Genomic DNA, 19,152 nt, shown 5'->3' with positions numbered 1-19,152 from the left:
CCCGCCGCACGAGCCGCCCTCAGCCGTACCGAACCGCCCCTACAGGAGCACGTCAGTCGTGGAGCCGACCCAGCCGCCCCAGCAGCCCCCTTCGCCCCAGGGAGCCCCGCAGCAGCAGGGCTGGGCCGCCCCCGGCCCGTACACCTCCCCAGGGGGGCCGTACGCGGCCGGCCCTTACGGCCAGCCAGGTCACCCCGGCCAGCCCGGCGTGCCCGGCGTGTCCGGTCCCTACGGGCAGCCCCAGCGCTCCACCAACGGCCTCGCGATCGGCTCCCTCGTCGCCGGTGTCGTCTGCTGCCTCCCGCCCCTCGGACTCGTCCTCGGCCTGATCGCGCTCCCGCAGATCAAGAAGAGGGACCAGTCGGGCAAGGGGCTCGCGGTCGCGGGCATCATCCTCTCCGTCGTCAGCTGCCTGCTGCTCGTCGTCGGTCTCGTGACCGGTGGCATCGGCTCGGCCCTCGACGGCTTCAAGGAGGGCGTCGACGAGGCCTCGCGCACCAAGTCGCCGTTCGCCCTGCGCGCCGGGCAGTGCTTCGGTGACGACGGCAAGCTGGAGGACTACGCGACGGACGTCGAGATCGTCGATTGCGCGAAGCCGCACGACGGCGAGGTCACCGGCAGTTTCAAGCTCACCGGTTACGACAAGTGGCCCGGCGAGTCCGCGATCGAGAAGGTGGCGGAGAAGCGCTGCGAGGCGGTCAACTCCGCCTACGCGCTGGACACCTGGGCTGTCCCCTTGGACGTGTTGGTGTACTACTACATGCCGAGCGGCCAGAGCTGGCGCTTCGGCGACCGGACCGTGACCTGCACGTTGGCGAGCGAGGACGGGCCCATCAGCGGTTCTCTCCGGTCCGACGCGAGCACCCTGACCGCCGACCAGGAGCACTTCCTGAAGGCCGTCAACCCGATCGAGACGGTCGGCTACGAGGAGCCGCTCAAGGACCCGGACGAGGACTTCGCCGCCAACAGGAAGTGGGCCGGGAAGATGTTGGCGGCGGTCGACGCGGCCCGCGCCGGCCTGGGGAAGCACTACTGGCCCGGCGCCTCCACGGCCCCCGTCGCGTCGCTCGGTAAGGAGCTCGACGCGGCCTCGAAGGAGTGGCGGAAGCTGGCCGGGGCGGCCGACGCGGACGCCTACTGGGAGGCGTACGAGGCCGCCTGGGACACCCTGCCCGTTGACCTGGGCGCGAAGGCGCGGACCGGGCTCGGCCTGACGGACACGCCGCCGGTGGAGGACACGCCGGGCAGCTCGGCCTGACGGGCGGAGGCCTGGGGGCTGAGGGCGTAGGGGTACGGGTTACGGGCTGGGTGCGGGCTACCGGCTTGGTACGGATTGCGGGGCCGGGTCTCCCTTGGGGGAGGCTCGGCCCCGTCGTCGTGCGCGGTCCGGACGGCGTCGCCTAGCGCCGGGTCAGGCCCCGGTCGATCGCGGCGATCAGCTCACCGTCGGGGGTGTCGCCGTCGAGGGACCAGACCATGGCGCCGCCGAGACCCTGCCGGCGGACGTACTCCGCCTTGGTGCGCAGCACGGTCGGGTCGTCGTAGGTCCACAGGGTGGTGCCGTCGAAGAGCCAGGCGTGGCCGTTCCTGTGGCCGCGGTAGAGCGTGTACGTCCCGGACTCCGCGAGCTTCCTGAGGTGCTTGTAGTCCTCGGAGCCGGCGACCCAGGTGGCCGGGGCGGGCCCGGCCGCCGGCTGGTTCAGGCCGTCGCCGCCGCCGGTGACGCCGGTCCAGCCCTGGCCGTAGAAGGGCATGCCGACGACGAGCTTGTGGGCGGGCGCGCCGCGCCGCAGCCAGGCCTTGACGGTCTGGTCGACGCTGAAGTCGCCCTTGGCGAAGAGCGCGGACTGCTGGGCCGTCGTCGTCTCGCCGGAGACGTGGAAGTCGTAGCCCTGGAGGTTCACGAAGTCGAAGTCCCGCATGATCTTCGCGACTTCGAAGCCCGCGTCGATCTTGGCCGGGGCGGTGGGCACGTACGCGCTGAGGTCGTAGTGCCGGTGTTGGGGCAGCGAGCGCCCGTAGGCGTCGAGCTGCGTGCGGAACTCCCGTACGAGCTTGGTGAAGTTGGGCTTGTCCTCAGGGCGGATCACGTTCCCGGGGGCGCCGTCCGAGCCGGGCCACTCCCAGTCCAGGTCGATGCCGTCGAAGAGGCCGGCGGCGGCTCCGGCCCCGCCGCGGGCGCCGTCCGCGGGGAGGTTGCCCTTGATGTACGTGTCGATGCAGGAGGCCACCAGCGTCTTGCGGCCGGCGTCGGTGCGTACGGCGTCGGAGAAGTGCGCCGATCCGCTCCAACCACCCAGCGAGATCATGACTTTGAGGCCCGGGTTCTTCGCCTTCAGCTCGCGCAGCTGGTTGAAGTTGCCGGCGAGGGGCTGCTCGGCGGTGTCGGCGACGCCGTCCACCGAATCGGCCGAGTCGACGGGGCGTACGTAGTCGGCCCAGGGGTCGGATCCTGGGACGTTGCCCATGAGGCACGTGCCGTTCGAACCGACGATGCCGAAGGCGTAGTTGATGTGGCTGAGCCGTGCGGCCGTACCGCTGGTCTCCAGGTCCTTGACCTGGAAGTCCCGGCCGTAGATGCCCCATTGGGTGAAGTACCCGATGCGCTTCAGCGAGTGGGTGGGGGAGGAGGGCTGGTGCGCGTCGGCCGTGGGCGTCAGAGTGGCGAGGAGGCCGAGGGTGGCCGCGGCGGCGGCGCCGAAGGTCAGCTTGGTCAGGGCTCTGGGGCGCATGGGCTCGTTCCTGTGCGAGGCGGGATGGCGCGTGCGAGGTGGAGCGTGCGTGCGTGCGTGATGGAGCGTCGTGCGTGATGGAGCGCTGTGTGGTGGAGCGTGCAGGGAGGAAACGTATTGGTCTGGACCAATAGGGGTCAAGGGTGCGGCGCCGCTCGAACGCGACCCGAACACCGCCCAGGCGTCGCCCACTTGCGGTGACCGCGGGTAGCAGGACCTGCGACCGGCGCGTCATCACTTCGAGTGAAACTTTGGCCCATGCTTGCGGATCGCGACCCTCGGTTGTCAGTCTGTAGCTGACAGTCAACCTGAGGGGATGGTCCAGTGACATTCGGTGAGCAGCCCGCCTACTTGCGCGTGGCGAGCGATCTGCGGGAGAAGATCGCCAACGGCTCGCTTCCGCCGCATACCCGTCTCCCGTCGCAGGCGCGCATCCGCGAGGAGTACGGGGTGTCGGACACCGTCGCGCTGGAGGCCCGCAAGGTGCTCATGGCCGAGGGGCTCGTGGAGGGCCGGTCCGGCTCGGGGACGTATGTGCGGGAGCGTCCGGTGCCGCGCCGGATCGCCCGCTCCGGCTACCGCCCGGCGTCCGGCGCCACGCCGTTCCGGCAGGAGCAGGCGGCCGAAGGGGCCAGGGGGACGTGGGAGTCGAGCAGCGAGCAGGAGGCGGCGAGTGCCGAGGTGGCCGCCCGGCTCGACATCGAGCCGGGGGAGCGGGTGATGCGCACGCGGTACGTGTACCGGGACGGGGGCGAGCCCATGATGGTCTCCACCTCCTGGGAGCCGCTCGCGGTCACCGGCCGGACCCCCGTGATGCTGCCCGAGGAGGGCCCACTGGGCGGCTGCGGTGTCGTCGAGCGGATGGCGGCCATCGACGTGGTCGTGGACAACGTGGTGGAGGAGGTCGGCGCCCGCCCGGGTCTCGCCGAGGAGCTCCTCACGCTCGGCGGGGTGCCGGGCCATGTGGTGATGGTCGTCGAGCGGACGTACTACGCGTCGGGACGGGCCGTCGAGACGGCGGACGTCGTGGTCCCGGCCGACCGCTACCGCATCTCCTACCACCTCCCGGTCCGGTAGATCCGGCGCACGCAGGGCCCGCGGGGGTGCCCTGCCCGGCCCGGGCGGGGTTCGGGGGTGTGCTCCACGTCGGGACGAACTCGCGCGGGCGTCCTCCACGCTCGCCCAGGAGTCGCGAGGGGCGTCCTGCCGACCGGTGAGCGGATCCGGCTGTCCGGTCCGCTTGACCGGGAGTTAACGGCACGTCAGGCCGCGTAACAGCCCGGCAATCGTGGACCGCGCCGAGTCGTCACGCCCCGCTCCTACCTTCCTGCTCCGTACCCGCGATCCGGTCGGACGACAGGAACCCCCATGACGGACACAGTCACCACACCCACCCCGGAGCCGGGTGGGGGCACCGCCGAGGCCCTTCAGCCGGTGGGGGAGGGTGCGCCGCCGCCCCCGCCCCGCCGCAGCTACGCCAAGCTGGCCGCGGACGAGAGCCGCGAGGACTACTCGCTGCGCTACGCACCGCACTCCTTCCGCCGCTGGTCGCCGGCCACCGTGGCCGGTACGGCCCTCGGCGGCATCGCCTACCTCGCCGACTTCGCGATCGGCGCCTCGATCGTCTTCACCTACGGCTTCGGCAGCGGCCTCGCCTCGATCCTCACCGCCGCCGCGATCATCTTCCTCACCGGCATACCCATCGCCCGCGCCTGTGCGAAGTACGGCCTGGACATGGACCTGATCACCCGGGGCGCCGGCTTCGGCTACTTCGGCTCCACGCTGACCTCCCTGATCTACGCCTCCTTCACCTTCATCTTCTTCGCCCTCGAAGGCTCGATCATGGCCCAGGCCATGCACCAGGCCGTCGGCCTCCCGGTCGAGATCGGCTACCTGCTCACCACGCTGATCGTCATCCCGATCGTCTTCCGCGGGATGGGCGCGCTGGCCAAGGTGCAGGCCTGGACCCAGCCGATCTGGATCATCGGCATGGTGCTGCCCTTCGTCGTCCTGGCCATCGAGGCCCCCGACGCCTGGGGCGCCTTCGGCTCCTTCGGCGGTACGGAGGGAGCCGGCGCAGGCTTCTCGTGGATCGGCTTCGGCCTCGGCACGGGCGTCGCGCTCTCCCTGATCGCGCAGATCGGCGAGCAGGCCGACTATCTGCGTTTCATGCCCGCGAAGACCGAGACCAACAAGCGCCGGTGGAACCTCGCCGTGCTCGCCGCCGGACCCGGCTGGGTCGTCATCGGCGCGGCCAAACAGCTCGGCGGTGCCTTCCTCGCCTTCGTCGCCCTGGAGGCCGTCGGCAAGACCCATGCCCTGGAGCCGATCGCCCCGCAGATCGAGGCACTCAAGCCCTGGCTCGGCACGTTCGCGCTGCCCGCCGCCGCGCTCTTCGTGATCGTCTCCCAGGTCAAGATCAACGTCACCAACGCCTACAGCGGCTCGCTGTCCTGGTCGAACTTCTTCTCCCGCGTGACCCACCGCCACCCCGGCCGCGTCTGGTACATCTTCCTCAATCTCGCCATCGCGCTGACGCTGATGGAGATGAACATGTTCGCGGCCCTCAACAAGCTGCTCGGGTTCTACTCCAACGTCGGCATCGCCTGGATCGTCGCCGTCGCCGCCGACCTCGTCATCAACAAGCGGGCCGGCTGGAGCCCCCCGTACATCGAGTTCAAGCGCGCCTACCTGTACGCCGTGAACCCGGCCGGCTTCGGATCCATGGTCATCGCCTCGGTCGTCTCGATCCTCGCCTTCTTCGGTCTCTTCGGTACGTACGCGGAGGCGTTCTCCACGTTCATCGCGGCCGGTCTCGCCCTCGTCCTCTGTCCGCTGATCGCCTGGGCGACCAAGGGCCGCTACTACCTGGCCCGCCCGAACCCGGTGAACGGACCGGGTGCGGCCGTGGCCGACGAGCGGGCGACCCACACCTGCGCGGAGTGCGAGACGGCGTACGAGCTGCCCGACATCGCGGACTGCCCGGTGCGGTCCGGACCCGTCTGCTCCCTCTGCTGCTCGCTCGACGCCACGTGCGGTGACGTCTGCCGCAAGGACCCCATGGGTGCCGGCGCCCCCGTCCTGCTGCCGCTGCCGACCGTTCCCCAGGAGGCCCCCAGGGCGTGAGCTTCGGCCTCCCTCCGTCGGTTACCGGCCGATCCGTATCTCTTTGTGCAAACTCGTATCCGCTGTGTGAAGGTCAGGCGTAAGCTCCGGCATATGCGGATTGCGGTTTCCTGGAGATCGTTGGAGATGCCCGGACCGGCAGAGGGAGAAGCCTGATGAGCGACAGCAGTGCCGTTCTTTCCTGGCTTGTCATACGGCAGGACGACAACGGCAACCGCTATCGCGTGGGGCGGTACGCGACCAAGGACGAGGCGCAGAAGATCGCGGACAGTCTCGACGACCGCGGCCACCAGCAGCTCTACTCGGTCGAGCGCATCGGCACCCCGGCCCTCTGAGCCCGGCGGCCGCCGTCCGGCCCGGGCTACGCTCGCGCCCATGACGGAACGCACCACCGACCCCATCGCACCCCACGAGCGCCACCGCGGCACCGACCCCGGTGTCGTGGTCGTCGTCGCGGGCGCCGTGTACGACCGGGGGCGCCTGCTGGCCGCGCGCCGCAGCGCCCCCGCCGAGCTCGCCGGCCGCTGGGAACTCCCCGGCGGCAAGCTCGAACCGGGCGAGACCCCCGAAGAGGCACTGGTCAGGGAGTTGCGCGAGGAGCTCGGCGTCGAGACCGAACCGGGCGAGCGCATCCCCGGCGAGTGGCCGCTGAAGCCCGGATACGTCCTGCGGGTGTGGACCGTGCGGCTCCTCTCCGGCGAACCCCGCCCGCTGGAGGACCACGACGAACTGCGCTGGCTCTCCCGGCACGAGCTGGACTCGGTCGACTGGCTCGACCAGGACCGCCCGGCCGTCGCCGAGGCCGCGCTGCGGCTCCCGGCGGCTCCCGCCGACGGAGCGCGCGGCTGAGTCTCTACGCCGTTCGTGCCACCGTGCGCCCACGGCTGCGTCTGACGCGATATCCCGCACCGAATATCGGGTATGTCCTGATTGTTCCCCTGGAAGGGGACGTGGGCCTTCCTGCTGACACGCGGCTGGGGAAGTGATCGGGTGTGATCGACACCGACGGCGACTGTGCCGAGTGGAACTTCCCGGCAGAGGCCAATGCCGTGCGCACCGCCCGCCACGCGGTGCGCGAGACGCTGCGGGCCTGGGACCTCGACGCGGCCCTCGGTGATGTGACCGTCCTGCTGGTCAGCGAGCTGGTGACCAACTCCCTGAGGTACGCCTCCGGGCCGATCGGCGTCCGCCTGGTCCGCCCCCGACTCGACGGAGCCGCATCCGTCCCGTACCCCGCGCTGCTCGTGGAGGTTTCGGATCCACTTCCGGATCCCCCGACGGAGAGGCCCGCCGGACCGGAGGACGAGGGGGGCCGAGGACTCGGCCTGGTGGCCTGTTCCGCACGGCGCTGGGGGACCCGTAAAGGAAGTACGGGCAAGACCGTATGGTTCGAGCTGGCTCTCCCTGGTGAGTAAACAGGGTGGGACAACGATCACCGGCACTCGGTCCGAAGCGAACGAGACCACCCTGTGATCGTGAACGTCGTGCCGTCGGGGCCTGCCGTATTGAATACTGCGGGCATGGCCGGTCCGGTGCGGTGAGCTGGAGGGGACGGTCGCGTGAGCGAGATATCCGAGACGGCGAGCGGCTTCGTGTGGCAGAGCAGCCCGCCCGGCTCCATCTATGACTACATCCGGGTCGCGTCCTTCTCGATCGGGCCCGACGGGCTCGTCGAGCAGTGGAGCAGGCGGGCCGTGGACCTCTTCGGCGTCACCGCCGAGGAGGCCAGGGGCAAGGACCCGGTCGAGGCCTTCATGCCCGCCGACCTGCGCGAGCGCGGTCACCGGCGGGTCAAGGAGATCCTCGACGGCAAGGAATGGACGGGCCTCGTCCCCTTCCGTATGCCCGGCGAGGAACAGCCCCACGGCATCGCCGAGATGTACGTCATGCCGAGCGAGACCGAGTCCGGGGAGCGGGCCGCGCTGTGCATCGTCGTCGATGTGCGCGCCCTCCGCCGTATCGAGACCGACCTCGCCTCCTCCCAGGCGATTTTCGGACAATCTCCCTTCGGCTTTCTCCTCTTCGGCACCGACCTCACCGTGAAACGGGCCAACCAGCGCTTCGCCACCGTCTTCGGCGGCTCGGTCGACGACCACCGCGGCCGGACCGTCCACGACTACCTCGCCCGGTCCGAGGCCGACCGCATGACGGACGCCCTCCGACGGGTCCTGGAGACCGGCGAGTCCGTCACCGACCTCCAGATCGTCGGCGCCGCCCCCGGCGCCCGGGACCGCAGGCACTGGTCCATCAACCTCTACCGCGTGCACAGCGGATCCGGCCGGCCGATCGGCGTCGCCGGACTCGGCATCGACGTCACCCGCCGCCACAACGCCGCCCGTGAAGCCGCGAGCGCCCGCCGCAACCTCGCCCTCCTCAACGAGGCCGGCGCCCGCATCGGCAATTCCCTCGACCTGGAGTCCACCGCCCGCGAACTTCTCGACGTGGCCGTCCCCGGCTTCTGCGACCTCGCCTCCGTCGACCTCTACCAAGGCCTCCTGACCGGGGACGAAGCACCGCCGGGCCGGTGGGGGAGCTCCCACGACGTCGGCTACGGGGCGGGCAGCGCCGAGCTCCGCAGGGTCGCCTTCGCCAGCGCTGTCGCCGACACCCCCCTCAGAACCGACGAGGGGCACGGGCCGGGCAGCGGCTGTTGCGGACCCGTACCGATCGAGGTCGGGGCCGTCCACCGCTACCCGTTCAACTCGCCGTGCGCAGGAGCGCTGCGGACCGGACGGACCCGGACGGTGCCGGGCACCGACGGCGAACTCGTCCAGTCCACACTGGTCGTCCCGATGGTCGCCCACGACACCGTCGTCGGCCTCGTCCAGTTCTCCCGGACCAAGGGCAGCGAGTCCTTCGGGGAGCGCGACCGGGCCCTCGCCGTCGAACTCGCGGCCCGCGCCGCCGTCTGCATCGACAACGCCCGCCTCTACCGCCGTGAACACGAGCGGGCCCTCATCCTCCAGCGCAGCCTGCTCCCGCCCGGCGACCCCGAGGCCGCGGGCCTCGACATCGCCTGCCGCTACCTCCCCGGCACCACCGCCACCGAGGTCGGCGGCGACTGGTTCGACGTCATCGAACTGCCCGGACACCGCACCGCCCTCGTCATCGGGGACGTCATGGGCCGCGGCCTGCGCGCCGCCGTCGCCATGGGCGAACTGCGCACCGCCGTCCGCACCCTCGCCCAGCTCGACCTGGAGCCCGCCGAGGTCCTCTCCCACCTCGACGAGATCGCGCGCGGCCTGGGCGCCCCCATCGGCACCCAGCAGTCCCGCACGCACAAGTCCCGCGGCCCCGAACTCTCCGAGGTCTACCTCGCCACCTGCGTCTACGCGGTGTACGACCCGGTCACCCGCCGCTGCACCTTCGCCAACGCCGGCCACCTCCCGCCCGTGCTCGTCGAACCGGGCGAGGAGGCCCTGCTGCTCGACGTACCCCCCGGGATGCCGCTCGGGGTCGGCGGCGAACCCTTCGAGGAGGTCGAGGTCGAACTGCCCGAGGGAGCCCTCCTCGCCCTCTACACCGACGGGCTCGTCGAGTCCCGCGACCATCCCCTGGACGAGGGGCTCAGTGCCTTCCGGCGCGCCCTCACCGACCCGGCCCGCCCACTCGAAGACGTCTGCGACCGGGTCCTGACGAGCCTGGACACCGGGCACGGCGAGGACGACATCGCCCTCCTCATGGCCAGGATCCAGGGCCTGCCCAGCGAGGCCGTCGGCGACTGGCGCCTGCCCAGGGAGCCCCGCTCCGTCGGCCGGGCCCGCGAACTGGCCCGCACCCAGTTGAAGGCCTGGGACCTCGAACCGCTCGTCGACACCGTCGAACTCCTCGTCAGCGAACTCGTCACCAACGCGCTGCGCTACGGCGAGGGGGAGATCCGGCTGCGTCTGCTGCGCGACCGCACCCTCGTCTGCGAGGTCTGGGACGCGGGCCTGGTCCAGCCCCGCCGCCGGCGGGCCCGGGACACCGACGAGGGCGGTCGCGGCCTCCAGCTCGTGGGGCTGCTCAGCTCCTCGTGGGGGTCCCGGCGCACCCCGCGCGGCAAGACCGTCTGGTTCGAACTGGCCCTGCCGGACGCCGAAGGGACGGCGGAGCCCACGGTGGAACAGCTCCTCAGCATGTTCTGACGTGCGCCGCCGGCGGCGGGCGGCGCACCGCACCGACCGCCCGGGCCAGGACCGGATCAGCCCTTGAGCGCGGCCAGCCGGGCCTCGATCTCCGCGCTGTCGCCGAGCGCGTCCAACTGCTCGAACTGGGCGTCCAGCGAGGAGGCGGCGAGCTCCTGCTTGCCCATCGCCTTCGCCTCCTCGCGGCGCACCTTGTCCTCGAAGCGGTTCAGCTCGCTGGTCGGGTCGAGGACGTCGATGCTCTTCACCGCGTCCATCATGCTGTTCTGCGCCTGCGCCGACTTGGCGCGGGCGACCAGCTCGTCGCGCTTCGCCCGGAGCTCGCCGAGCTTGCCCTTCATCTGATCGAGGCCGGTCCTCAACTTGTTCACGACCTCGGTCTGCGAGGCGATCGTCGGCTCCGCCGTCCGCGCCTCCTTCTCCGACTGGAGCTGGCGGCCCAGCGCCACCTTCGCCAGGTTGTCGAAGCGGTCCGCCTCCGCCGCCTGCCCGCCGGCCCGCAGCTCGTCCGCCTTCCGGCTGGCGGCCAGCGCCTTGCCGCCCCACTCCTTCGCCGCCTCCATGTCCTCCTGGTGGTCCTGCTCCATCAACCGGAGGTTGCCGATCGTCGCCGCCACCGCCTCCTCCGCCTCCGAGATGTTGCTCGAGTAGTCGCGGATCAGCTGGTCCAGCATCTTCTGCGGATCCTCCGCCTGGTCCAGCAGCGCGTTGATGTTCGCCTTCGCCAGCTGGGTGACCCGGCCGAGAATGGTCTGCTTGCTCATGGCTCTTCTCCTTGGAGAGGGACAGGAAATAGGAAGAGGGGACGCGGAACGCGCGATCCTCAGAACCGGCCGCCGCCGCCCCGCCGGCCGCGTGTGCCGCTGCCGCCGAAGCTGCCGGGCCCGCCGCCGAAACCTCCGCCCCCGAAGCCCCCGCCCGAACCTCCACCGAACCCCCCATGTCCGCCTCCCCTTCCCCCGCCGAACAGTCCGCCGAGGATGATGCCGCCGAGCACGGCCCCGCCGAGCCCGCCGCCACCGCTTCCTCCCACCCCTGTTACACCGCCCAAGCCGTTCGGGTTCCCATACGTCCGCACGTCCTGCTCGGCGAGGTCCTGCGCACGCCGGGCCAGCGCGTCCGCCTGCTGGGCCTCCGCGAGGGCGGCCTGCGGGTCCTCCGCGTCGGCGAGCGAACGCGCCTTCTCCCAGCGGCGCTGCGCCTCGGCCAGGCGCGTACGGGCCTCGCTGCCCACGGCGCCCCGATGGGTGGTGACGTAGTCCGAGGCCGCGCCGATCGCCGAGCGGGCCGTCAGCATCGCCTGATCGAGGAGCGCACGGGCGCGCCGCGTACCCGACTCGCGCTCCCGTGCGCCCTCCAGTGCCTCGTCGAGCGCCGCGTCGGCCTCCTCGATCCGGCGCAGCGCGTCGATCGGGTCGTACCGCCCGGCCTCCACCCCGCGCCGCACCTCGGCGACGACCGACTCGGCCCGGGCGATCCGGCCCTGGAGATCTGCGGTGGAGACCCCCTCGGCCGTCCCCCGCAACAGGCCGCGGGCGTCCGCGAGATCGGCGTCCGCCTCGGAGAGCGCGCCCGGCAGCTTGCCCACCGCCTCGGCCAGCTCCTGCGCCCGCCGGTCCACGGCCTCGACGAGCCGGGCCGCCTGGTCCACCGCGCCCTCGGCCGCCCGGATGTGCACGGCGGCCGCGCCGTTCTCCCCGGCGTCGATCTGCTGCCGGGCCTGGTTGATGTGGGTCGTCGCGAACACCAGCCGGTCCTTCGCCTGCTCGATGTCGCCCGCGACGGGAGCGGCGGCCGAGTCCGCGTACCGCTCGCGCATCGCGGTCAGCGCCGCCTCGGCCAGACCCATGCGCCCGGTCTGCTCACGGAAGGCGGCCTCGACCGAGGCCAGCGCCTCGGGCGCGGTCCGCTCCAGGGCCCGGAGCCGGTCGAAGTCCTCGCTCTCGGCGTCGAGCCGGGCGTCTGCCTCGGCACAGCGGCGGAGGATCTCGTCGAGCATGCTCCGGCGGGTCGAGTCGTCCTCGGGGAAGGAGTCGTCGAGCTTCTGCCGCAGCCGGAACGAGGCCGTCAGCTGCTCCTTGGCGAAGGCGAGCGCCTCGGTGAAGGGCCGTACCGTCTCCTCGCCGAACTGGGCGGACGCGAAGCCGAGCTCCTCCTGGCTGGTGCGGACGGCGTCGTCGGTGGCGACCAGCGTCAGACGGGCCTGGCTGTCGATCTCGTCCAAAGACGGCGGCGCGGGCTCCTTCGGCGCGCCCCAGCCCTGACCGCCCTGCGGGGTCGTGCGGGTCTCGGTCCTTCGGCGCCGCTTGGTGTACGCATAGGCCGCGACGGCCCCCGCGCCGCCGACCAGCACCACCGGCAGGACCAGGTCGGTCGGCGAGGTGCCGTCGTCGGCCGGGGCGCCGGGGTCGGCGGGCCCGGGGGTGATCGCCGGAGCGGGGACGGGCAGGCCGGCGAGGACGGCGTCGTAGCCGTTCGCCGCGCCGATGGCGGCGCCCGCCCAGTCGTTCTGCCGCAGGGCCGGTTCGATCGCGGTCCGGGCGACGTCGTCCAGCTGGGCCTGGGTGAAACGAGAGGCCGGGTCGGCCGAGTATCCGTACTGCCGGTCGTGGGTGGCGACGGCGAGCAGCAGGTCCTCGACTCCGAGGCCGTTGCGCTCCGCGGTGGCGTCGGCCCAGCTCTGCGCCGAGCGTCCGGAGAAGTCCCGTACGTATACGACGAAGAGCTGCACCCGCCGGTCGTCGTAGAGCCGGTCGAGGGCCTGGGCCACGGAAGCGCGGCGGTCGCCGAGGGCTCCCACCCGGTCGGTGATCTGCCCCTTGCGGGACAGGACGACGGGGTCGTCGGCGTGGGCACCGTGAACGGCGGGCACGAGGAGCCACCACGCCGCCACCAGCGCTGCGAGAAGGGCTCGGGTGGCTATTCGCGTCACAAAGTGGAGGTTATGTCCGGGTATGCGGCCCCGCGACCGGACCGATGCCATCCGGAAACCGTTCGAGGCCGCCCGACGTCACTGTCTGTGGCCGCCTCTACGGTGGTACCAGTGGCACGACGGCTCTTGGGGGGCTCAGGTGAACGGACGGTTGAGAGGCATGTGGCGGCGGGGGCGCTGGTTCGTTCTCGGACTGGTCCTGGTGCTTGTCGTGCCGCCCCTCGCCGGAGCGGTCGCGCTGCGCCTCAACTACACGGGCGACGTCAGGGAGGACGCGCGGACCAGGGGCAAGGACGCCATCTGGCTCGGACACGCCTGGGTCGACGGGCGGAAGAAGGACGCCGACCTCGCGGCCTTCGCCGAGCGGATCAAGGGCACCGGAATCCGCGACCTCTACGTCCACGCCGGACCGCTGCGACACGACGGCACCCTCCCGGCGGCCAAGTACCCCAGGGCGAAGTGGCTGATCGACGCGGTCCACCGCACGATGCCCGGCATACGGGTCCAGGCGTGGCTGGGCGATGTCCTCGCCACCGAAGGACCCGACGGGCTGCGCCTGGACAAGGCCGGGTCCCGGGCGGCCGTGGTCACCTCGGCCCGGCAGATCCTGGACGCCGGCTTCGACGGTGTCCACTTCGACCTGGAGCCGCTGCTCTCCGACGACGGGAACTACCTGTCGCTCCTCGACGACCTGGGGGAGCTGACCCGCGCCCGGAAGGTGCCGCTCTCGGTCGCCGCCCACCAGATCGACCCGGTGCCGGCCGCGCACACGGTGAACGGCGCGCTCAGCGGCAGCGAGAAGTGGTGGTCGCAGGAGTTCTTCGGGCAGGTCGCCCGGCGCGTCGACCAGATCGCCGTCATGTCGTACGACACCTGGATGCCGCTGGAGGGCATGTACGGCGGTTACGTCGCCCAGCAGACGACCCTTGCCCTCGAAGTGACGCCCGAGTCCACCGACCTGCTGATGGGACTCCCCTTCTTCCACGAGGACGACCTCGGCCACCACGAGAACGCGGAGACCGTCGCCGCCGCGATCCGCGGCACGCGGCTCGGCCTCGGGCGCACGGACCACGACCGCGAGCGGTTCGGTGTCGCGCTGTACGTCGACTTCGCCGCGGAGGAAGGGGACTGGGCGGCCTACCGCGAGGGCTGGCACTGAGCCCGGATCCGCCGCCCGCTAGAGCCCGCAGGTTGGCCATGGCCTCCGCGGGTCCGGCGGGGAGGTTCTCGTACCCGGCGGGGCAAGGTGCGCGGGTCCTGCGGCGTGCGCGAGGGCCCGCGAGCCGGCCGGGCTCAGCAGTAGTCCCCGCCTCCGTACCCCCCGGCGGTTCAGCAGCCGCAGCTTTCGCGCTTCGCGAGTGTCACCGGGAGCACCACGGACTCCGGGGCGCGGTCGCGGTCGCCCAGGCGCTGGACGAGGAGCTCGACGGCCTCCTCGCCCAGGCGGCGCATCGGCTGGCGGACCGTGGTGAGCGTGGGCCGGACCAGCCGGCTCAGCGGGATCCCGTCGAAGCCGGTCACGGCGATGTCGGCGGGGACCCGCAGGCCCCGCCGCTCCAGGGCCTGGAGCGCGCCCACCGCCATCTGGTCGTCGGCGAAGACCATCGCCTGCGGCGGCTCGCCGCTCCGGTCGAGCAGGTCCTCGGCCGCGCGGGCACCCTCGGCCTGGGTCATCAGCGGAGCCCGTACGTCAGGGGCGTCCGGCACCGGGAGCCCGGCGTCGCGGCAGGCGGCGGCGTACCCCGCGAACCGCGCCTCGACGTCCGGCGACTCCTCGGCCGCGCCGACGAAGACCAGGCGCCGCAGCCCGTGGTCCTCGATCAGGTGCCGGGTGAGGGTGCGCTGTCCTTCGGCGTTGGCGACCTCCAGGTGGTCGAGGTGGTCGATCTCGCGGGGGCCGGCCAGCATCACGACCGGCAGGCGGCGCGAGATGACCTCCAGCTCCTCGGTCGGCACGGTCCGCGCGAGGACGGCGAAGCCGTCGACCCGGCCCGCGACCTGGTTGACGAGCGACTGGGGCCCGCCCTCCAGGGAGGCGGCGATCAGCAGCGCGTACCCGTGCCGGCGGGCGGCCCGCTCCATGCCCCGGATGATCTGGTCGGCGTAGAGCATGGCGGCGTCGTCGTCCTCGACGCCGTCCTCGATCCCGATCGTGTGCGGGTCGGAGTAGTCGGGGAAGCAGAGCCCGAGCACGCCGGTGGTCCGGCTGGCCAGGCCGCGCGCGCTGCCGCTCGGTACGTAGCCCAGCCCGCGGGCGGCCTCCAGGACCCGGTCGCGGGTCTGTTCGCGTACCGAGTCGGGGTTGCGGTACACCCGCGAGACCGTGGCAATGGAGACGCCCGCGCGTTCGGCGACGTCGTACACCGTGGGGGCACTCACCGGCCGACCATCCGTCCTTCGGATCAGGGGACAGCGCACTGTCTCCGTGCACTGTGAAAGCGCATTCACACTAGGGTGGCGCGCGCCCCGGCGGCAACTGTGCCCCGCGTGCGCGGGCCCGGCCGGCGAGGTGGAGGATGACGTGCGACGGCCCGACGTGCCGCCGCACCGAGGGGGAGTACGCCATGACCAGTCGCCTTCTGATGCCCGTCAGGACCACAGGCCGGACCACACCCCGACCCACCGGCCGGACCGCAGAAAGGTCCGAGGAAGCCGCCGGGTCCACCCGACCCACGCCGATCCTCGACCTGGAGCACCCGCTGGTCGTGGCGTTCGTGGCGAGGGTCCTGCGGGAGGCGGACGAGCGGGGCGCGGTGACGGCGCGCGACCGGCTCAGGACGGCCCACGGGATCGTCGTCCCGACCGTCCGCCCGGTGTACTCGGTGGAGGACCGGCGCCGGGTGTCCCGGACGCTGCGGCTCGGCCGTGGCTCGTGCAGCCAGCGCATGGCGGTCCTGGAGGCGGTGGCCAGGTCGCTCGGCGTGCCGACCCGTGTGCGGGGCCTGCTGGTCGACGGCACCTTCTGGTACCCGCGCTTCCCGAAGCTGCGCCCCTTCGTGCCCGAGGAAGTCCTGCTGGCCTGGCCGGAGTTCCTGCTCGACGGCGTCTGGGTGCCGGTCGCGGAGCTCTTCGAGACCGAGACCGAGACCGAGACCGAGGCCGGGGCCGGGGCCGGGGCCGGGGCCGAGGCCGGGGAAGCGCGTACGGCGGACGCCGGTTTCACCAACTCCGGCCCTGAGACGCTCTTCGAGGCCGTGGCCCGCACCTCGGTGGACTGGGACGCGCCCGCCGCGTGCGCGGGCTCCACCGCGCCCTGCGACCTCTCCGCCCACCTCCGCGCGGACCTCGGCCGCTTCGACTCGCGCGACGAGCTGTTCGCGCGGCACGGTCAGACGCTGTGCCGCCCCGCCCGGACGCTCGCCGAGCCCGTCCTCGGCCGCTGGAGCGCGGGAGCGAGTGCCGGAGCGAGCGCCGGAGCGGGCGTGGGAGCGGGCGTGGGAGCGGGCGTGGGAGCCGGCGTGGCAGCCGGCGCCGGAGCGGGCGCGGGAGCCGGCGTGGGCGCGGCATCCGCCGCGCGGCCGGAGTCCGCTACGCCTTCCGCCGTCTGATCGTGTTGCCGAGCCAGACCAGCGGGTCGTACTTCCGGTCCACGACCCGCTCCTTCAGCGGGATCAGCGCGTTGTCGGTGATCCGGATGGACTCCGGGCACACCTCCGTACAGCACTTGGTGATGTTGCAGTAGCCGAGCCCGTGCTCCTCCTGCGCGCTCCGCCGCCGGTCGACGCCGGCCTCCTCCGCCGCGTCCAGCGGGTGCATGTCGAGCTCCGCGACCCGCATGAGGAAGCGGGGCCCGGCGAAGGCCGCCTTGTTCTCCTCGTGGTCGCGCACCACATGGCAGGTGTCCTGGCAGAGGAAGCACTCGATGCACTTCCTGAACTCCTGCGAGCGGTCCACGTCCTCCTGCCGCATCCGGTACTCGCCGGGGCCGACCCCGGGCGGCGGCACGAACGCCGGGATCTCCCGGGCCTTCGCGTAGTTGAAGGAGACGTCCGTGACCAGGTCGCGGACGACCGGGAAGGCGCGCATCGGGGTCACGGTGATCACCTCGTCCCGCCCGAAGACCGACATCCGGGTCATGCAGAGCAGCCGGGGCCGTCCGTTGATCTCGGCCGAGCACGAACCGCACTTGCCCGCCTTGCAGTTCCAGCGCACCGCCAGGTCCGGCGCCTGGGTGGCCTGGAGCCGGTGGACGACGTCGAGGACGACCTCGCCGTCGTGCACCTCGACCGTGTAGTCGGTCAGTTCGCCGCCGTCGGCGTCGCCGCGCCACACCCGGAACCGTGCGTCGTACGTACTCATGACCCCAGCTCCCCTTCCCGCTGCCCTTCCAGCTCACCGTCGGCGAGGTACTTGGCCAGCTCCTCCTGCTCGAAGAGGGCGAGCAGGTCCGGCCGGATCGGCTCGGTACGGACGCGTTCGAGCCCGATGCCGTCGCCGTCGGCATGGCACAGGAGGTTCACCGGGCGCCATTCCCGCACCATCGCGGGGTGGTCCTCCCGGGTGTGCCCGCCCCGGGACTCGGTGCGCTCCAGGGCGGCCCGGGCCACGCACTCGCCGACCAGGAGCATGTTCCGCAGGTCGAGGGCGAGGTGCCAGCCCGGGTTGAACTGCCGGTGCCCCTCGACGGAGACCCGGCCGGCCCGCTCCCGCAGGGCAGCGATCCGCTCCAGGGCCTCGGCCATCTCGCCCTCCCGCCGGATGATCCCGACGAGGTCGTTCATCGTCTGCTGGAGCTCCTGGTGGAGGGTGTACGGGTTCTCCGGCGCGCCGCCCGAGAACTCGGTGAACGGCGCCAGCGCCTCCGCCGCCGCGGCCTCGACGTCGGCCTCCACGACCCCGCCGCCCGCTCCGGACACCGCGTACCGCGCCGCGTGGAGCCCGGCCCGCCGGCCGAAGACGAGCAGGTCGGAGAGGGAGTTGCCGCCGAGCCGGTTGGAGCCGTGCATGCCGCCGGCCACCTCGCCGGCCGCGAAGAGCCCGGGCACGCCGACCGTCGCCGCCGTCTCGGAGCCGACGGCCACGCCGCCCATCACGTAGTGGCAGGTGGGCCCGACCTCCATGGCCTCCGCCGTGATGTCGACGTCGGCCAGCTCCTTGAACTGGTGGTACATCGAGGGGAGCCGCCGCCGGATCACCTCCGCCGGCATCCGCGTCGACACGTCGAGGAACACCCCGCCGTGCGGGGAGCCGCGTCCCGCCTTCACCTCGGCGTTGATGGCCCGTGCCACCTCGTCGCGCGGCAGCAGCTCGGGCGGGCGCCGGTTGTGGTCGGGATCCTCGTACCAGCGGTCCCCTTCCTCCTCCGACTGCGCGTACTTCTCCTTGAAGACGTCGGGGACGTAGTCGAACATGAACCGCTTGCCCTCGGAGTTCCGCAGCACCCCGCCGTCGCCGCGTACGGACTCGGTGACGAGGATCCCCTTCACCGAGGGCGGCCAGACCATCCCGGTCGGATGGAACTGCACGAACTCCATGTTCACGAGCGGCGCGCCCGCGAGCAGCGCCAGCGCGTGACCGTCGCCGGTGTACTCCCACGAGTTCGAGGTGACCTTGAAGGACTTGCCGATGCCGCCGGTCGCGAGGACGACCGAGGGCGCCTCCAGGACGTGGAAGCGGCCGCTCTCCCGCTCGTAACAGAAGACCCCGGCGACCTTCCCGTCCGCGTCCTTCAGGATCCGCGTGACGGTGAACTCCTGGAAGACCTTCAGCCCGGCCTCGTGGTCGCCGGTCTCGCGGTGGTCCTCCTGCTGGAGGCCGACGATCCGCTGCTGGAGGGTCCGGATGAGTTCGAGGCCGGTCCGGTCGCCGACGTGCGCGAGCCGCGGGTACTCGTGCCCGCCGAAGTTGCGCTGCGAGATCCGGCCGTCCGGGGTGCGGTCGAAGAGGGCGCCCCAGGTCTCCAGCTCCCAGACCCGCTCCGGGGCCTCCTGGGCGTGCAGCTCGGCCATCCGCCACTGGTTGAGGAACTTCCCACCGCGCATGGTGTCGCGGAAGTGCACCTTCCAGTTGTCCTGCGCGTGGACGTTGGCCATGGAAGCGGCGATGCCGCCCTCGGCCATGACGGTGTGGGCCTTGCCGAAGAGGGACTTGCAGATCACGGCGGTACGCGCGCCCGCCCGGCGGGCCTCGATCGCGGCCCGCAGCCCGGCCCCGCCGGCGCCGACCACGACCACGTCCCACTGCTGTCGCTCCACCACTGCCATCTCAGAAGAACCTCACGTCAGAAGAACCTCAC

At 72.1% G+C, this 19,152-nt stretch carries 15 protein-coding genes; 9 read left to right on the top strand and 6 right to left on the bottom strand.

Annotation, left to right across the window (positions count from 1 at the left end; translation table 11 throughout):
* Positions 1 to 58 precede the first annotated feature (58 nt).
* A complete protein-coding gene (locus tag ACWFR1_RS24240) occupies positions 59 to 1,258 on the top strand; it encodes a DUF4190 domain-containing protein (protein WP_453554437.1) in 1,200 nt (399 codons plus the stop codon).
* Positions 1,259 to 1,400: 142 nt separating this feature from the next.
* Here ACWFR1_RS24240 and ACWFR1_RS24235 read toward each other — a convergent pair whose 3' ends face one another.
* Positions 1,401 to 2,732: a glycoside hydrolase family 18 protein gene (locus ACWFR1_RS24235; protein ID WP_453554436.1), complete on the bottom strand. Its 1,332-nt coding sequence runs from the start codon at positions 2,730 to 2,732 to the stop codon at positions 1,401 to 1,403.
* Positions 2,733 to 3,056: 324 nt separating this feature from the next.
* Here ACWFR1_RS24235 and ACWFR1_RS24230 point away from each other — a divergent pair, with 324 nt between their 5' ends.
* The 6 genes from ACWFR1_RS24230 (at position 3,057) to ACWFR1_RS24205 (ending at position 9,985) form a co-directional block, all read left to right on the top strand.
* Positions 3,057 to 3,809 carry a GntR family transcriptional regulator gene (locus ACWFR1_RS24230; protein WP_453554434.1) on the top strand — a complete coding sequence of 251 codons (753 nt, stop codon included), beginning with the start codon at positions 3,057 to 3,059 and terminating at the stop codon, positions 3,807 to 3,809.
* A 291-nt stretch (positions 3,810 to 4,100) separates the two neighbouring features.
* Positions 4,101 to 5,858, top strand: a complete 1,758-nt coding sequence (locus ACWFR1_RS24225; RefSeq protein WP_453554432.1) for a purine-cytosine permease family protein — start codon at positions 4,101 to 4,103, stop codon at positions 5,856 to 5,858.
* A gap of 155 nt (positions 5,859 to 6,013) precedes the next feature.
* Entirely contained in the window at positions 6,014 to 6,193 is a 180-nt protein-coding gene (locus tag ACWFR1_RS24220; protein ID WP_453554430.1) for an SPOR domain-containing protein, read from the top strand.
* A gap of 40 nt (positions 6,194 to 6,233) precedes the next feature.
* The gene (locus ACWFR1_RS24215; RefSeq protein ID WP_453554428.1) at positions 6,234 to 6,707 is read left to right on the top strand and encodes a (deoxy)nucleoside triphosphate pyrophosphohydrolase; all 474 of its coding nucleotides are present in this window, start codon (positions 6,234 to 6,236) and stop codon (positions 6,705 to 6,707) included.
* 143 nt (positions 6,708 to 6,850) lie between these two features.
* The gene (locus ACWFR1_RS24210; protein ID WP_453554426.1) at positions 6,851 to 7,273 is read left to right on the top strand and encodes an ATP-binding protein; all 423 of its coding nucleotides are present in this window, start codon (positions 6,851 to 6,853) and stop codon (positions 7,271 to 7,273) included.
* 144 nt (positions 7,274 to 7,417) lie between these two features.
* Positions 7,418 to 9,985, top strand: coding sequence for a SpoIIE family protein phosphatase (locus ACWFR1_RS24205; protein ID WP_453554424.1), 2,568 nt, complete (start codon positions 7,418 to 7,420; stop codon positions 9,983 to 9,985).
* 56 nt (positions 9,986 to 10,041) lie between these two features.
* Here the strand turns inward: ACWFR1_RS24205 and ACWFR1_RS24200 are convergent, their stop codons facing one another.
* Both ACWFR1_RS24200 and ACWFR1_RS24195 read right to left on the bottom strand, forming a co-directional pair.
* Positions 10,042 to 10,749: a PspA/IM30 family protein gene (locus tag ACWFR1_RS24200; RefSeq protein WP_453554422.1), complete on the bottom strand. Its 708-nt coding sequence runs from the start codon at positions 10,747 to 10,749 to the stop codon at positions 10,042 to 10,044.
* Positions 10,750 to 10,808: 59 nt separating this feature from the next.
* The gene (locus tag ACWFR1_RS24195) at positions 10,809 to 12,917 is read right to left on the bottom strand and encodes a TPM domain-containing protein (RefSeq protein ID WP_453554420.1); all 2,109 of its coding nucleotides are present in this window, start codon (positions 12,915 to 12,917) and stop codon (positions 10,809 to 10,811) included.
* 160 nt (positions 12,918 to 13,077) lie between these two features.
* Here ACWFR1_RS24195 and ACWFR1_RS24190 point away from each other — a divergent pair, with 160 nt between their 5' ends.
* Positions 13,078 to 14,076 carry a hypothetical protein gene (locus tag ACWFR1_RS24190; protein WP_453554418.1) on the top strand — a complete coding sequence of 333 codons (999 nt, stop codon included), beginning with the start codon at positions 13,078 to 13,080 and terminating at the stop codon, positions 14,074 to 14,076.
* Positions 14,077 to 14,246: 170 nt separating this feature from the next.
* Here the strand turns inward: ACWFR1_RS24190 and ACWFR1_RS24185 are convergent, their stop codons facing one another.
* Positions 14,247 to 15,296: a LacI family DNA-binding transcriptional regulator gene (locus tag ACWFR1_RS24185; RefSeq protein WP_453554416.1), complete on the bottom strand. Its 1,050-nt coding sequence runs from the start codon at positions 15,294 to 15,296 to the stop codon at positions 14,247 to 14,249.
* A gap of 185 nt (positions 15,297 to 15,481) precedes the next feature.
* Here ACWFR1_RS24185 and ACWFR1_RS24180 point away from each other — a divergent pair, with 185 nt between their 5' ends.
* The gene (locus ACWFR1_RS24180) at positions 15,482 to 16,465 is read left to right on the top strand and encodes a transglutaminase domain-containing protein (protein WP_453554414.1); all 984 of its coding nucleotides are present in this window, start codon (positions 15,482 to 15,484) and stop codon (positions 16,463 to 16,465) included.
* On the opposite strand, the gene ACWFR1_RS24175 is transcribed toward ACWFR1_RS24180, so the two are convergent.
* Positions 16,446 to 17,216, bottom strand: a complete 771-nt coding sequence (locus tag ACWFR1_RS24175) for a succinate dehydrogenase/fumarate reductase iron-sulfur subunit (RefSeq protein ID WP_453554412.1) — start codon at positions 17,214 to 17,216, stop codon at positions 16,446 to 16,448. The two genes, ACWFR1_RS24180 and ACWFR1_RS24175, sit on opposite strands and share 20 nt — an antisense overlap.
* Positions 17,213 to 19,120, bottom strand: coding sequence for a fumarate reductase/succinate dehydrogenase flavoprotein subunit (locus tag ACWFR1_RS24170; protein WP_453554410.1), 1,908 nt, complete (start codon positions 19,118 to 19,120; stop codon positions 17,213 to 17,215). The genes ACWFR1_RS24175 and ACWFR1_RS24170 overlap by 4 nt, the downstream gene beginning before the upstream one ends.
* Between the last annotated feature and the right edge of the window lie 32 nt (positions 19,121 to 19,152).

Source organism: Streptomyces sp. NPDC055103 (assembly GCF_053607625.1).
The sequence above is the reverse complement of the archived record's forward strand: the minus strand, read 5'-3'. Positions and strand labels throughout refer to the sequence as shown.